11 protein-coding genes and 1 riboswitch are annotated in these 14,575 nt (G+C 70.7%); of the genes, 4 read left to right on the top strand and 7 right to left on the bottom strand.

The window, feature by feature from the left end; genetic code table 11:
- Positions 1 to 7 precede the first annotated feature (7 nt).
- A riboswitch (cyclic di-AMP (ydaO/yuaA leader) is annotated at positions 8 to 171 on the bottom strand.
- A gap of 227 nt (positions 172 to 398) precedes the next feature.
- Positions 399 to 1,796, bottom strand: a complete 1,398-nt coding sequence (locus ACQEVG_RS28885; protein ID WP_432989111.1) for a M16 family metallopeptidase — start codon at positions 1,794 to 1,796, stop codon at positions 399 to 401.
- Complete coding sequence (locus ACQEVG_RS28880) at positions 1,793 to 3,133, bottom strand: M16 family metallopeptidase (RefSeq protein WP_432989109.1); 1,341 nt, start codon at positions 3,131 to 3,133, stop codon at positions 1,793 to 1,795. Before ACQEVG_RS28880 ends, ACQEVG_RS28885 begins: the two co-directional genes overlap by 4 nt.
- Positions 3,134 to 3,300: 167 nt before the next feature.
- On the opposite strand from ACQEVG_RS28880, the gene ACQEVG_RS28875 reads away from it, so the two are divergent.
- Entirely contained in the window at positions 3,301 to 5,751 is a 2,451-nt protein-coding gene (locus tag ACQEVG_RS28875; RefSeq protein ID WP_432989107.1) for a DNA gyrase/topoisomerase IV subunit A, read from the top strand.
- Here the strand turns inward: ACQEVG_RS28875 and ACQEVG_RS28870 are convergent.
- Both ACQEVG_RS28870 and ACQEVG_RS28865 read right to left on the bottom strand, forming a co-directional pair.
- Positions 5,748 to 6,812, bottom strand: coding sequence for a CobW family GTP-binding protein (locus tag ACQEVG_RS28870; protein ID WP_432989104.1), 1,065 nt, complete (start codon positions 6,810 to 6,812; stop codon positions 5,748 to 5,750). The two genes, ACQEVG_RS28875 and ACQEVG_RS28870, sit on opposite strands and share 4 nt — an antisense overlap.
- 11 nt (positions 6,813 to 6,823) lie before the next feature.
- Positions 6,824 to 7,984 carry a citrate synthase/methylcitrate synthase gene (locus ACQEVG_RS28865; protein ID WP_432989101.1) on the bottom strand — a complete coding sequence of 387 codons (1,161 nt, stop codon included), beginning with the start codon at positions 7,982 to 7,984 and terminating at the stop codon, positions 6,824 to 6,826.
- A gap of 89 nt (positions 7,985 to 8,073) precedes the next feature.
- Here ACQEVG_RS28865 and ACQEVG_RS28860 point away from each other — a divergent pair, with 89 nt between their 5' ends.
- The 3 genes from ACQEVG_RS28860 to ACQEVG_RS28850 all read left to right on the top strand — a co-directional run bounded on the left by ACQEVG_RS28860 (position 8,074) and on the right by ACQEVG_RS28850 (position 11,798).
- Positions 8,074 to 9,303, top strand: coding sequence for a citrate/2-methylcitrate synthase (locus tag ACQEVG_RS28860; protein WP_432989099.1), 1,230 nt, complete (start codon positions 8,074 to 8,076; stop codon positions 9,301 to 9,303).
- Between the two features lie 126 nt (positions 9,304 to 9,429).
- Positions 9,430 to 11,073, top strand: a complete 1,644-nt coding sequence (locus ACQEVG_RS28855; protein WP_432989097.1) for a sensor histidine kinase — start codon at positions 9,430 to 9,432, stop codon at positions 11,071 to 11,073.
- Positions 11,074 to 11,105: 32 nt separating this feature from the next.
- Positions 11,106 to 11,798: a DUF7342 family protein gene (locus ACQEVG_RS28850; RefSeq protein WP_432992988.1), complete on the top strand. Its 693-nt coding sequence runs from the start codon at positions 11,106 to 11,108 to the stop codon at positions 11,796 to 11,798.
- 74 nt (positions 11,799 to 11,872) lie between these two features.
- On the opposite strand, the gene ACQEVG_RS28845 is transcribed toward ACQEVG_RS28850, so the two are convergent.
- From ACQEVG_RS28845 to ACQEVG_RS28835, 3 genes are all read right to left on the bottom strand, one after another.
- Positions 11,873 to 13,465, bottom strand: a complete 1,593-nt coding sequence (locus ACQEVG_RS28845; protein WP_432989094.1) for a solute symporter family protein — start codon at positions 13,463 to 13,465, stop codon at positions 11,873 to 11,875.
- Positions 13,462 to 13,959, bottom strand: a complete 498-nt coding sequence (locus ACQEVG_RS28840; protein WP_432989092.1) for a DUF485 domain-containing protein — start codon at positions 13,957 to 13,959, stop codon at positions 13,462 to 13,464. The genes ACQEVG_RS28845 and ACQEVG_RS28840 overlap by 4 nt, the downstream gene beginning before the upstream one ends.
- A 191-nt stretch (positions 13,960 to 14,150) precedes the next feature.
- Positions 14,151 to 14,543, bottom strand: a complete 393-nt coding sequence (locus ACQEVG_RS28835) for a hypothetical protein (protein ID WP_432989089.1) — start codon at positions 14,541 to 14,543, stop codon at positions 14,151 to 14,153.
- Between the last annotated feature and the right edge of the window lie 32 nt (positions 14,544 to 14,575).

The raw sequence follows: 14,575 nt of genomic DNA, 5'->3' as shown, positions 1-14,575 counted from the left end.
GCTGATCCTTTCCTTCCTTCTCGCCTACCGGGTTAGCTGACGGGTTCGGAGCAGGAAGGTCTCCTACGGGCCCCTCCGCACGGGTGCGAAGGCGTCCGATTCACCCCAGGGACTGAGTGGGTCCCCGGCTCCCCAGGCTCGCGCCTGACGGGGACTCGGCGATGGCTGCCCGATGCCGCGGATGCGGCGGGCTTCTGGCGGACAGCCGGACTGACGCTAGGCGGGGCCACTTTCAATCACCAAACAGACAGGCCTTTTTGTAGCGCATGCCACAGGGCAGACAGGCAGCCTCTCCAATAAACCGGACATAACACGGAACCCCGGCGTCGCTCTGGACGCCGGGGTTCCGCTTGTTTGTAAGGAGTTGTTTGCCGGCCGGGGAGCACCGGCTTTGTCAATCAGCCTGTGACAACGCTCACTTCACCGATGCCCAGCGCCCGCACCGGCTCCTCGATCTGCGCGGCGTCGCCGACGAGCACCGTGACAAGACGGTCCACCGGGAAGGCACTGACGGCCGCCGCCGTCGCCTCGACAGTGCCCGTCTCGGCCAGCCGGACGTACAACTGCGCCTGGTAGTCGTCCGGGAGGAACTGCTCGACCTGGTCGGCGAGCGTGCCCGCGACGGACGCCGCCGTCTCGAACTTCAGCGGGGCGACGCCCACCAGGTTCTGCACGGCGACATCGCGCTCGGCGTCGGTCAGTCCCCCAGCCGCGAGCGTACGCAGCACCGTCCAGAGGTCGCTCAGCGCCGGTCCGGTGTTCGGGGTGTCCACCGAGCCGCTGATGGCGAGCATCGCGGCGCCCGACCCGTCGGGGGCTGAGCGCAGCACCTGGCCGAAGGCCCGTACGCCGTAGGTGTAGCCCTTCTCCTCGCGCAGTACGCGGTCGAGGCGGGAGGTGAGGGTGCCGCCCAGGCAGTACGCGCCGAGCACCTGCGCGGGCCACACGCGGTCGTGCCGGTCCGCACCGATGCGGCCGATCAGCAGCTGCGTCTGCACGGCGCCCGGCCGGTCCACGATCACCACACGGCCGGTGTCGTCGGCGGTGATCGGCGGTACGGGACGGGGCTCTGCCTTGTCGCCCTTCCAGGTGCCGAGGGTCTCGGCCAGCACGGCGTCCAGGTCGACCCCGGTCAGATCGCCGACGACCACCGCGGTGGCGGTGGCCGGCCGGACATGCGTCTCGTAGAAGGCCCGTACGGCTGCGGCGTCGATCCGCGCCACGGTCTCCTCGGTGCCCTGGCGGGGCCGCGAGATGCGCGCCGCGGCCGGGAAGAGCTGCTTGGAGAGCTCCTTGGCGGCACGACGGGCCGGGTTGGCCGTCTCGTGCGGGATCTCGTCAAGACGGTTGCGTACGAGCCGCTGCACCTCGCTGTCGGCGAAGGCGGGGGCGCGCAGCGCCTCGGCGAGCAGGCCGAGCGCCTTGGGCAGCCGGGAGACCGGGACCTCCAGGGAGACGCGGACGCCGGGGTGGTCGGCGTGCGCGTCGAGGGTGGCGCCGCAGCACTCCAGCTCGGCCGCGAACTCCTCGGCGCTGCGCTTGTCGGTGCCCTCCGACAGGGCGCGCGCCATGATCGTGGCGACGCCGTCGAGGCCCTCGGGCTCGGCGTCCAGCGGGGCGTCGAGGGAGATCTCGACCGCCACCACCTGCTGGCCGGGGCGGTGGCAGCGCAGCACCGTGAGCCCGTTGTCCAGGGTGCCCCGGTCGGGGGCGGGGAACGCCCACGGCCGGGCCGGGCCGGCCGCCGGCCGCGGGTGGAACTCCATGGTCGTCAAAGACGCGGCAGCGTCGGTCACTGGTCCGCTCCCTCTTCCTGGTCGCTCTGCTCGGCGTTGACGGGTTCGTAGACGAGCACCGCCCTGTTGTCCGGGCGCAGCCGGGCCTTGGCCACCGCCTGCACCTCCTCGGCGGTGACGTCCAGCACCCGCTGCACGGCGGTCAGTGCCAGCTGCGGGTCGCCGAACAGCACGGCGTACCTGCACAGTTCGTCAGCGCGGCCCGCGACCGTGCCGAGCCGGTCCAGCCACTCGCGCTCCAACTGGGCCTGCGCCCGCTCCATCTCCTCGGGCGTGGGGCCCTCGGCCGCGAACCGTGCCAGCTCCTCGTCGACCGCGGCCTCGATCTGGGGGACCTCGACGCCGCCGGACGTCTTGACGTCCAGCCAGCCGAGCGAGGGCGCGCCGGCCAGGCGCAACAGCCCGAATCCGGCGGCGACGGCCGTCTGGTCCCGGCGCACCAGACGGTTGTGCAGCCGGGAGGACTCGCCGCCACCAAGGACGGTGAGCGCCAGATCGGCGGCGTCGCACTCGCGCGTGCCGTCGTGCGGCAACCGGTAGGCGGCCATCAGCGCACGGGCCGGGACCTCCTCGACCACCTCCTCGCGCAGCTGCTCGCCGATGACCTCCGGCAGCGATCCGTCACGGGGTGGCTGCTTTCCGTCATGGGCCGGGATGGAGCCGAAGTACTTCTCGATCCAGGCGAGCGTCTGCTCCGGGTCGATGTCGCCGACGACCGACAGCACCGCGTTGTTCGGCGCGTAGTACGTACGGAAGAAGCTGCGGGCGTCCTCGAGGGTTGCCGCGTCCAGGTCGGCCATCGAGCCGATCGGCGTGTGGTGGTACGGGTGGCCGTCCGGGTAGGCGAGGGCGGTCAGCCGCTCGAAGGCCGTGCCGTACGGGACGTTGTCGTACCGCTGGCGGCGCTCGTTCTTGACGACGTCGCGCTGGTTCTCCATGGACTCGTCGTCGAGCGCGGCGAGCAGCGAGCCCATCCGGTCGGCCTCCAGCCAGAGCGCGAGCTCCAGCTGGTGCGTGGGCATGGTCTCGAAGTAGTTGGTGCGCTCGAAGCTGGTGGTGCCGTTCAGCGAGCCGCCTGCCCCTTGCACCAGCTCGAAGTGGCCGTTCCCCTTCACCTGGCCGGAGCCCTGGAACATCAGGTGCTCAAACAGGTGGGCAAGTCCGGTACGGCCCTCGACCTCGTGGCGCGAGCCGACGTCGTACCACAGGCAGACCGCGGCCACCGGGGTCAGATGGTCCTCGGAGAGCACCACACGCAGGCCGTTGGCCAGCCGGTGCTCTGTCGCTGTCAGGCCGCCGGAACCGGCCTGCGCTGTGGCCGTGTGACCCATGGGCATGTACGTCCCTTCGATCGCGATGCTGTTCTTTCTGTCAGCCCTGCCACTGTATGCAAGCGCGCTGACACCTGGCGAAGTTCCCGGGTCGCGGTCGGCGCTGTCAGTGGGACGGTCCACAATGGTCCGCGTCAGATCCAGACCTGGTACGTGAAGGAGCAGCAGCCGCGATGGCCCGCCGCAGCACGAAGACCCCGCCTCCGGACGATTTCGAGGAGAAGATCCTCGACATCGACGTGGTGGACGAAATGCAGGGCTCCTTCCTCGAGTACGCGTACTCGGTGATCTACTCCCGGGCCCTGCCGGACGCACGGGACGGCATGAAGCCGGTGCACCGCCGGATCGTGTATCAGATGAACGAGATGGGCCTGCGCCCCGACCGCGGCTATGTGAAGTGCGCGCGCGTCGTGGGCGAGGTCATGGGTAAGTTGCACCCGCACGGCGACGCGTCGATCTATGACGCCCTGGTGCGGATGGCGCAGCCGTTCTCGATGCGCCTGCCACTGGTCGACGGCCATGGCAACTTCGGCTCGCTCGGCAATGACGACCCGCCCGCCGCCATGCGGTACACCGAGTGCCGGATGGCGGACGCGACCGGCCTGATGACCGAGTCGATCGACGAGGACACGGTCGACTTCTCGCCGAACTACGACGGACAGGAGCGCGAGCCCGTCGCGCTGCCCGCGGCGTATCCGAATCTGCTGGTCAACGGCGCGTCCGGGATCGCGGTCGGCATGGCGACGAACATGCCGCCGCACAATCTGGGCGAGGTCATCGCCGCCGCCCGCCATCTGATCAGGCACCCGGGCGCGGATCTCGAGACGCTGATGCGCTTCGTCCCCGGGCCCGACCTGCCGACCGGCGGCCGCATCGTGGGCCTGGCGGGCATCAAGGACGCGTACGAGACGGGCCGCGGCACCTTCAAGATCCGCGCGACGGCATCCGTGGAGGATGTCACCGCGCGCCGCAAGGGCCTGGTCGTCACCGAACTGCCCTTCACGGTCGGGCCGGAGAAGGTGATCGCGAAGATCAAGGACCTGGTCTCGTCGAAGAAGCTCCAGGGCATCGCGGATGTCAAGGACCTCACCGACCGCGCCCACGGTCTGCGGCTGGTCATCGAGATCAAGAACGGCTTCGTCCCGGAAGCCGTGCTGGAGCAGCTCTACAAGCTGACGCCGATGGAGGAGTCCTTCGGCATCAACAATGTGGCGCTGGTGGACGGGCAGCCGCTCACGCTGGGCCTCAAGGAGCTGCTCGAGGTCTACCTCGACCACCGCTTCACCGTGGTGCGCCGGCGCAGCGAGTTCCGCCGGACCAAGCGGCGCGACCGGCTGCATCTGGTCGAGGGCCTGCTCGTCGCGCTGCTGGACATCGACGAGGTCATCCGGCTGATCCGGTCCAGTGAGAATTCGGCGCAGGCGAAGCAGCGGCTGATCGAGCACTTCTCGCTGAGCGAGGTCCAGACGCAGTACATCCTGGACACCCCGCTGCGCCGGCTGACCAAGTTCGACCGGATCGAGCTGGAGAGCGAGCGCGACCGGCTGAACCGCGAGATCGAGGAGCTGACCGCGATCCTGGAGTCGGACAGCGAGCTGCGCAAGCTGGTCTCGTCCGAACTGGCCGCTGTGGCGAAGAAGTTCGGCACCGATCGGCGTACGGTGCTCCTGGAGTCGGCGGGCACGCCGGTGGCCGCGGTGGCTCTGGAGGTCGCGGACGACCCCTGCCGGGTGCTGCTCTCCTCGACGGGTCTGCTGGCGCGTACGGTCACCGGCGAGCCGCTGTCCGACGACGGCGGCAAGCGCACCAAGCACGATGTGATCGTCTCGGCAGTCCCGGCGACCGCACGTGGCGATGTGGGTGCGGTGACCTCTGCCGGACGGCTGCTGCGGCTCTCGGTGATCGATCTGCCCCAGCTGCCGCACACCGCGTCCGTGCCCAACCTCGCGGGCGGAGCGCCGGTTTCGGAGTTCCTCAGCCTGGAGGCGGACGAGCGGATCGTCTGTCTGACCACGCTCGACGAGTCCTCCCCCGGCCTGGCGATCGGCACCCTGCAGGGTGTCGTCAAGCGCGTCGTGCCGGACTACCCGTCGAACAAGGACGAGTTGGAGGTCATCACCCTCAAGGAGGGTGACCGGATCGTCGGCGCTGCCGAGTTGCGCACGGGCGAAGAGGACCTGGTCTTCATCGCCTCCGACGCCCAGTTGTTGCGCTACCCCGCAGGCCAGGTGCGGCCGCAGGGCCGGGCGGCGGGCGGCATGGCAGGCATCAAGTTGTCGGAGGGCGCCGAGGTGATCTCGTTCACCGCGGTGGACCCCGCGGTGGACGCGGTGGTGTTCACGGTCGCGGGCTCGCACGGCACGCTGGACGACTCCGTGATGACGGCGAAGCTCACGCCCTTCGACCAGTACCCGCGCAAGGGGCGGGCGACGGGGGGCGTGCGCTGCCAGCGCTTCCTCAAGGGTGAGGACGTGCTCGTACTGGCCTGGGCGGGCGCCACTCCGGCCCGCGCGGCGCAGAAGAACGGCTCCCCGGCCGAACTGCCGGAGCCCGACCCGCGCCGCGACGGCTCGGGCACCCCGCTGACCTCGGCGGTGGCGGTGCTGGCGGGCCCGTCGAGCTAGTCGCTCTCCGGTTCGGACTGGCCGGTCTCCGGTTCGGACTGTACGTACCTCAGGACGCCCCACATGCTGTGCTCGGCGGGGGCGTCCTGCGGTCCGGCCGTCCGGCACTCGTCGAGCTCCGTGCGCAGCTTGTCGGCGTCGACGCCGGAGCCGATGAGCACCAGCTGGGTGAGGCGCTCGGCGCCACGCGGCCAGGGCTCCGGGTAGAACCGCAGAAACCGGCCGACCGCGTGCACGGCGTACCGGTTGCGCGGATCGGCCGCGCCGAAGTCGACGAATCCCTTGATCCGGTAGAGCCCTTCGGGCCTGGAGTCGAGAAAGTCCATCAGCCGGCGCGGGTCCATGGGCGCCCGCGCGGTGAAGTCGACACTCTCGTATGCCGTGTGCAGATGGTCCGCATGCTGGTGATCGTCCTCGTCCGCGCACAGATCCTCGAAGGAGAGCTGGCCGACCCGCTCGGTGAGCGGCTTGCGCTCGAAGAGGAGGTCCGGGTCGATCCGGCCGTACGAGGCCCCGGTCACCGCGGCGGCGGTACCGAGGCTCTGGCGGATGCGGGCGAGCTCCCTGACGGACACGCGGTCCGTCTTGTTGAGCACCACCAGGTCCGCGACGGTCAGATGCCGGTCGATCTCGGGGTGCTTCTCGCGCGTGGCGTCGTACTCCGCCGCGTCGATGACCTCGACCAGTCCCCCGTACACGATCCGTTCGTTCTCGCTGGCGAGCAGCATGCGCACCAGTTCCTGGGGCTCGGCCAGTCCGCTCGCCTCGATGACGATGACATCGAGGCGGGCGGAGGGCTGGGTGAGCTTGTCCAGGTAGAGGTCGAGTTCGCTCGCGTCGACGGCACAGCACAGACAGCCGTTGCCGAGCGAGACCGTGGAGTCGCCCAGCTGTCCGGCCACGGTCATGGCGTCGATCTCGATGGAGCCGAAGTCGTTGACGACGGCGCCGATCCGGGTGCCGCGGCTGGCCCTGAGCAGATGGTTGAGCAAGGTGGTCTTGCCCGATCCGAGGAAGCCCGCGAGGACGATGACGGGGATCTGCTGGCTCGGCGTCGGCAACGGGGCCTTCCTCACATGTGCGGTACGGGCTGCGGCGGCGGGGGTCCGACATAGCGGGCCGCCGGGCGGATGATCTTCGAATCGGCCGCCTGCTCCAGGATATTGGCGCTCCAGCCGACGACCCGGGCCGCGCAGAAGGTCGGGGTGAACATCTCCCGCGGCAGCCCGCACAGCTCCATGACGACGCCCGCGTAGAACTCCACGTTCGTGTGCAGCTCACGGCCCGGCTTGAGCTCGGCGAGGATCGCCTCGACCCGCCGCTCGACCTCGACCGCGAACTCCACCAGCGGTCCCCCGAAGCTCTCGGCGATGCCGCGCAGCATGCGCGAACGGGGGTCCTCGGTGCGGTAGACGGGATGTCCGAAGCCCATGATCCGGTCACCGGCCAGCACCCGTTCCCGTATCCATGGCTCGATACGGTCCGGGGTGCCGATCGCGTCGAGCGTGTCCAGCGCGCGGCTCGGTGCCCCGCCGTGCAGCGGCCCGGAGAGCGCGCCCACCGCCGCGACCAGGCAGGCGGCCACGTCGGCGCCGGTGGAGGCGACGACGCGGGCGGTGAAGGTCGAGGCGTTGAAGCCGTGGTCGACGGTGGAGATCAGGTACTGCTCGACCGCTCGGGCGCGGGCGGGCTCCGGCTCCGAACCGGTCAGCATGTAGAGGTAGTTGGCGGCACAGGGAAGATCGTCGCGCGGCTCGACGGGCTCAAGTCCCTGGCCCAGCCGGTACAGCGCCGTGAGCAGCGTCGGCACGGCCGCGCAGGCGGCGAGCGCGTCCGCCGTGCGACGGTCGCCGTTCAGGTCGTAGACGGGTCGCAGCCCGGCCGATGCGCCGAGCAGCGAGAGCGCGGTGCGCAGTCCGGCGAGGGGGCCCGACGGGGCGCACGAGCGCGCGATGGCGGGCAGCGCGTCGCGTACGTCGTCCGGCAGTCGGCGCAGTGCCGCCGTGTGCGCCATGAAGGCCGCGCGCTCCGAGGCGTCCGGCAGCCGGCCGTAGAACATCAGATGCCATACGTCCTCGAAGCCGCTGCTCTGCGCGAGCTCGACGGCCGAGTACTGGCGGTAGTGGTAGAAGCCCTCTCGTCCTCGTACGTCGCCGAGCGCGGTGTCGGTGACGACGACGCCCGCGAGTCCGCGCGGTACGTCGAGGGATGCGGTGGTTCCGGTGATCGACATGTCTTCCTCCAGTCGTCCTTGACTTGACTGTCCATGCTTGACTCGATCACTGTCAATGTTGATTGAATCAATATAGATACGGTGGACTCATGACGGACCAAGCGGCGGACGGCCCCCGGCTCACCACTCGGGAGGCCGCCGAGCGGCTCGGTGTGAAACCCGAGACGGTGTACGCGTATGTGAGCCGGGGCCAGCTGACCAGCCGACGCAGTCCGGGCGGCCGCGGCAGCACCTTCGACGCCCAGGAGGTCGACGCCCTCGCGCGCCGGGCCCGCCGGGATTCCCAGGCCTCCGGCGACCTCGTCTTCCGTACCGGCATCACGCTCATCGACAAGGACCGCTACTACTTCCGCGGAGTGGACGCGACCGAACTCGCCCGTCGCCACCACTACGAGGAGATCGCCGACTGGCTCTGGACCGGCGCCCTGCGGGCGGGCATCCGGTTCACCGCCCCCGACGACGCACTCGCCGCCGCCCGCCGTGCCGTCGACGCGCTGCCCGCGCAGACCGGGTCGACGGACCGGCTGCGAGTGGCCGCGATCGCCGCGGCCATCGCCGATCCGCTCCGCTACGACCTCGACCGGGATGCGGTGCTCGGCAGCGCGCGCACGCTGATCCCCACCTTGGTCGACGCGCTCCCCACGGTCGGCCGGCGGCACGGCGGCGCGGGCAGGATCGCCTGGCGGCTGTGGTCACGGCTCACCGCCGAGGACCCGGACGAGGAGTCCGTACGAGCCCTGGACATGGCGCTCTCGCTGCTCATCGACCACGATCTGGCCGCCTCGACACTCGCCGTACGCGTTGCGGCCTCGGCACGTGCCCATCCGTACGCCGCTGTCTCCGCGGGTCTCGGCGCGCTGGAAGGTCCGCTGCACGGAGCCGCGAGCGGTCTCGCCCACCGGATGCTGAGCGAGGTGCTGGAGCGCGGCAGCGCGGCGGCCGTCGTGGCGGACCATCTGCGGGCCGGACGCCGGGTGCCGGGCCTCGGCCACCGGCTCTACCCCGGCCCGGACCCGCGGGCGGAGGCGCTCTTCGGGGTACTGGCCGGCATCCCCGCGGCCCGCCCCGCCCTGGAGGCGGCCCGCCAGGTGGAGACGACGACGGCCCGCCATGTGCAGCTGCACGCCAATGTCGACCTCGCGCTCGCGGTGCTGTCGGTGGCCTCCAAGATGCCTGCCGAGGCGGGCGAGACCGTCTTCGCCGTGGCGCGTACGGCGGGCTGGATCGCACACGCGCTGGAGGAGTACGAGGAGCGCCCGCTGCGGATGCGCCCGCGCGGGCAGTACAACGGGCCCCGCCCGCCCAGGCCGCTGCCCTGAAGGGGCTTCAGGGCTGCAGCCAGGGTCAGGTCCCCAGCCAGGCCGCCGTGCCCTGCGGCAGCCGTCGCGGCCCGGCGAAGGACCGGAAGTTTCAGAAAGGGCCCCCGCCCTCTACCGTGCCTAGACATGAGTCCCGTACCGACCGCCCTCGCCCGACGCCGGCGGTTCGGCTGGCCGCAGCGGGTTTCCTCGCAGGTCCTGCTGATGCAGCTGGCCATCGCCACCGGTGTCACCGTGCTTGCCACCGGCCTCTTCCTCGCCCCGCTCAGCTCTCAGCTCGACGACCAGGCGATGCGCCGCGCGCTCGCCATCGCCGAGACCACCGCCTCCCCGGAGGTGGCCGACGAGCTGCTCGGCTCGCAGCCGACGGCGAGCGGTCCCGTGCAGGCCAAGGCCGAGCGGATTCGGCGGGCGACCGGCGCCGAGTACATCGTGATCATGGACAGGCGCGGGGTGCGCTGGTCCCACCCCTCCCGCCAGGAAATAGGCCGGGTCGTCTCCACCGACCCCAGCGCGGCGCTCGCGGGCCACGAGGTGATGGAGATCGACAGCGGGACGCTCGGCCGCTCGGCACGGGGAAAGGTGCCACTGCGCGTCGACGACGGCACGATCGTCGGCGCGGTCTCGGTCGGTATCGAGTACGACAGCGTGCGCGCCCGGCTGCTGGCGGCGATCCCCGGACTGCTCGCCTACGCCGGAGGGGCACTGGCCGTCGGAGCCCTGGCCGCCTATCTGATCTCCCGCAGGCTCCACCGGCAGACCCGCGACCTGGCCTTCTCCGACATCTCCGGGCTGCTGGCCGAGCGCGAGGCAATGCTGCACGGCATCCGGGAGGGGGTCGTGGCGCTCGATGCGGCGGGCAGGATCCGGCTGATGAACGATGAGGCGCAGCGGCTGCTCGGCCTCGGCGACGAGGTCACGGGGCGGCCGCTCGACGAGGTACTGGGCGAGGGCCGCACCACCGATGTGCTGGCGGGCCGGGTCACCGGCGAGGATCTGCTGACCGTACGCGGCAACAGGGTGCTGATCGCCAACCGTATGCCGACGGACGACGGCGGCGCCGTGGCCACCCTTCGTGACCGGACCGAACTGGAGCGGCTCGGCCGTGAGCTGGACTCCACCCGCGGACTGATCGACGCGCTGCGCGCACAGGACCACGAGCACGCCAACCGGATGCACACCCTGCTCGGACTCCTCGAGCTGGAGATGCACGAGGAGGCGGTGGAGTTCGTCACCGAGGTGGTCGGGGTGCACCGGGCCACCGCCGAACAGGTCACCGAGAAGATCCACGATCCGCTGCTGGCGGCGCTGCTGGTGGGCAAGGCGACGGTCGCGGCGGAGCGCGGTGTATCGCTGCGCATCGCACCCGGGACCCTGCTGCCCGACCTGCTCGTCGACCCACGCGGTCTGGTGACCGTCGTCGGCAATCTCGTGGACAACGCGCTGGACGCGGCCGCCGGCTCACCGGAGCCGCGGATCGAGGTCGAGCTGCGCGCGGAGGGCCGGGCGGTCGTCCTGCGGATCGCCGACAGCGGTCCCGGAGTCGCGCCCGAACAGCGCGAGTTGATCTTCACCGAGGGCTGGTCCACCAAGGAACTCCCCGTCCACGGCAAGCGCGGGCTGGGTCTTGCGCTGGTGCGCAGGCTCGCGGAACGGCAGGGCGGCAGCGCGCGGGTGCGCGAGGCGCCCGGCGGAGGCGCGGAGTTCACCGTCGTACTCCCGGAGGCGCTGGCGGAACCGGGGCTGGCCACCGCCGGGGAGGCGCGATGACCGAGGGACATGCCGAACAGTCGGCCACGGACCTGATCGACGTACTCGTGGTGGACGACGACGTCCGCGTCGCCGAGATCAACGCGGCCTATGTCTGCAAGGTCCCGGGCTTCCGGGTCTCCTCGACGGCGCACTCCGCCGCTGAGGCGCTCGCCCGTATTGCCGACTCTCCGGTCGATCTGATCCTCCTGGACCACTATCTGCCGGACGGGAACGGCCTCGCGGTCGTACGGGAGCTGCGCCGGCTTGGCCACCAGACCGACGTGATCATGGTGACGGCGGCGCGGGATGTGGCGACCGTGCAGGCCGCGATGCGGCACGGCGCGCTCCAGTACCTGGTGAAGCCGTTCAACTTCGCCGGGCTGCGCGCCAAGCTGGAGGCTTACGCGACGCTGCGGCGCACCCTGGAGAGCGGCGGCGAGGCGGAACAGGCGGAGGTGGACCGGATCTTCGGGGCGCTGTCGGCCGGCTCGGTCGCCCCTGACCTGCCCAAGGGCCACTCGCCGACCACCGCCGAGTTGGTGCGGCAGGTGCTGCTCGCCGCGGAAGGGCCGCTGTCCACGCAGGAGATCGCGGACCGCGCCGGCGTGAGCAGGCAGACCGCGCAGCGCTATCTGAAGCTGCTGGAGCGTACGAGCCGGGTGCGGCTGAGCCTGAAGTACGGCGAGACGGGCCGCCCGGAACACCGCTACCTCTGGGGATTTTCAAGCCCGTCCGGCAACTGAGGACAAAGCCGCCCCCGGAGGCGGCCCGGGCCTTCCGTCCGCGGCCCGGGTCCTCCCGTCCGCGCCCCTGGCCCTCACACCGCACCCGCACCGGTCAACGCCCGCACCTCCGTCTCCGCATGCTTCGCCTCGTCCGGCCGCTCCGTAGAGGTGGTCGTGCCGATCCAGCCCGCCAGGAACCCCAGCGGGATGGACACCAGGCCCGGGTTCTGCAGCGGGAAGACATGGAAGTCCATCCCCGGGAAGAGCGCCTCCGGGCTGCCCGAGACGACGGGCGAGAGCACCACCAGCAGGACGGCGGGGACCAGCCCTCCGTACACCGACCAGACCGCCCCCCGCGTGGTGAAGTTCCGCCAGAACAGCGAGTAGAGCAGTACGGGCAGATTCGCGGAGGCGGCGACCGCGAAGGCCAGCCCCACCAGGAAGGCGACGTTCAGATCCCGGGCGAGCAGGCCGAGCGCGATCGCGGCAGCCCCGATGGCGGCCGCGGCGACCCTGGCCACCGCCACCTCGCTGTGCCGTTTGGCACGAGGGCGCCTGAGAGAGGCGTACAGATCGTGCGCGACGGAAGCCGAGGAGGCGAGGGTGATCCCGGCGACGACGGCGAGAATGGTCGCGAAGGCCACGGCGGCGACCACTGCGAACAGAACCGTGCCGCCGGTGGTGCCCGCTCCTCCTCCCAGGTCCAGCGCGAGCAGCGGAACCGCCGTGTTCCCCGCGCCGTTCGACTTCCGGACCTCGTCCGAGCCGAGCACCGCGGCCGCGCCGAAGCCGAGCACGATCGTCATCAGATAGAAGCTGCCGATGAGACCGATCGACCAGACGACCGAGCGGCGGGCGGCACGCGCGGTCGGCACGGTGTAGAAGCGGGACAGAATGTGCGGCAGCCCTGCTGTGCCCAGGACGAGCGCCAGGCCGAGGCTGATGAAGTCGAAGCGTGCGGTCCAGTCCCCGCCGTACTTGAGGCCGGGTGAGAGGAAATCCCTGCCGTGACCGCTGTGTTCGGCGGCGGAGTTGAGCAACTGGTTGACGTCACCGTGGAAGCGGACGAGCACGAGCACGGTCATGGCGATCGCGCCCAGCATCAGCAGCACGGCCTTCACGATCTGGATCCAGGTGGTGGCTCGCATCCCTCCCCACGACACATAGACGACCATCAGTGCACCCACGCCGATGACGGTCCACGAGCGCGCGGCCTCGCTCGTACCGCCGAGAAGCAGCGCGACCAGGCTGCCGGCCCCCACCATCTGCGCCACCAGATACAGAACGGACACGGCGACCGAAGAAGTTCCCGCCGCGATACGGACCGGGCGCTCGCGCATCCTGGAGGCGACGACGTCGGCGAGCGTGAACCGTCCGCAGTTGCGGACGAGTTCGGCGACGAGCAGCAGGACGACCAGCCAGGCGACCAGGAAGCCGACGGAGTAGAGCATTCCGTCGTAGCCGTACAGCGCGATCAGTCCCGAGATGCCGAGGAAGGAGGCGGCTGACATGTAGTCGCCGGCGATGGCGAACCCGTTCTCCAGCGGGGAGAACAGCCGCCCGCCCGCGTAGAACTCCTCGGCCGAACCATGCCTGTTGCGGCTCACCCAGGTGGTGATCCCGAGGGTGACGGCGATGAACGCGCTGAACAGCAGCAGCGCCAGGGTCTGGTGGTCGCCGCTCAATGTCCGATCCCCCGGCTCGTCTCCTGCGTTCTCGCCCGGTCGAACACCCTCCAGCGCAGATCGAGCGCGGCCCGGTCCCGGCGCAGTCTCGCATTCCGGGCGTACGCCCAGGTCAGCAGGAAGGTGGTGAGGAACTGTCCCAGCCCGGCGACCATCGCCACGTTCACCGCGCCGGCCACCGGCCGTGCCATCAGCGCGGGTGCCGTGGTGGCCGCGACGACATAGGCCAAGTACCAGAGAAGGAAGGCGAGAGAGGCGGGGGCGACGAACCTCCGGTAGCGGCTGCGCACCTCCTGGAAGGCGGCGCTGCGGTGCACTTCCAGATAGATGCCCGCCGTACCGAGCCCGGCGCTCTCCCGGTCCGTGGGCTGCGGCGGGACGCCGGGGGCCGGGGCCCCCGTACCGTCCAGCTCGCCCCAGCCGGAAGCGAGCGCGTCGTACCAGGGGTCGTCGAGCCGCACCGCCGCGGCATCCCACCCTTCCTGCTTCTCCACCGCAACTCTCCTTGTCAGCGAACCGTTTCGGCCGCGTGCACAAGGATGGACAGAGCGGGAAGATCCCGGACTCTTCTCCCGCCGGTCTTCACCCCATTAGGTGATGTTCGACCCGGGTGGCCGCGTAAGTCCTTCCCGGTAGGCGTACCGCACCGCCTGTGCGCGGTCGTGAATGCCCGTGCGCGCGTTCGTCAGTGCCTCAGCGTGGCCGTGCCCAGGCCGAAGACGAGCGGGAGGCGCTCCATCGCCATGACGGAGACGCAGATCCACAGCACCGTTGCGGGAATCGAGGCCCCGGCGGCGTACGCCCCTGCTCCGCAGGCGGAAATGCCGACGAGCAAACCGAGCGAGGGCAGCAGTCTGTTGGCGAGAGTCATCCGGTGGTAGCCGACGACGGCCGCGGCGCAGCAGAGCAGACCCAGCGGCGGGAGCACCACGCGCCGGCCAGGGAAGGCGTCCGAGGCGTACGCGCTGTACACCGCCCACGCCGACAGAGCGATGTCGATGGCGATGCGGACGCGCGGGACCCCGAGGCGGGAGAGTGCTTCGCGGGTGGGCCATGCGGTCCACTGGCTGCTGAACACGTCAGGTCCTCCTCCGTCGCCTCGATGCTACG

The sequence above is a fragment of the Streptomyces sp. CA-135486 genome (assembly GCF_050936555.1).
In the GTDB taxonomy this organism is placed as follows: Bacteria; Actinomycetota; Actinomycetes; order Streptomycetales; family Streptomycetaceae; genus Streptomyces.
The sequence above is the reverse complement of the archived record's forward strand: the minus strand, read 5'-3'. Positions and strand labels throughout refer to the sequence as shown.

Excerpts from the sequence above, each read along its gene's own strand:
- ACQEVG_RS28880 (WP_432989109.1), bottom strand. The coding sequence starts at position 3,133 with ATGCCCATGGGTCACACGGCCACAGCGCAGGCCGGTTCCGGCGGCCTG.
- ACQEVG_RS28875 (WP_432989107.1), top strand. The coding sequence starts at position 3,301 with ATGGCCCGCCGCAGCACGAAGACCCCGCCTCCGGACGATTTCGAGGAG.
- ACQEVG_RS28865 (WP_432989101.1), bottom strand. The coding sequence starts at position 7,984 with ATGTCGATCACCGGAACCACCGCATCCCTCGACGTACCGCGCGGACTC.
- ACQEVG_RS28860 (WP_432989099.1), top strand. The coding sequence starts at position 8,074 with ATGACGGACCAAGCGGCGGACGGCCCCCGGCTCACCACTCGGGAGGCC.
- ACQEVG_RS28855 (WP_432989097.1), top strand. The coding sequence starts at position 9,430 with ATGAGTCCCGTACCGACCGCCCTCGCCCGACGCCGGCGGTTCGGCTGG.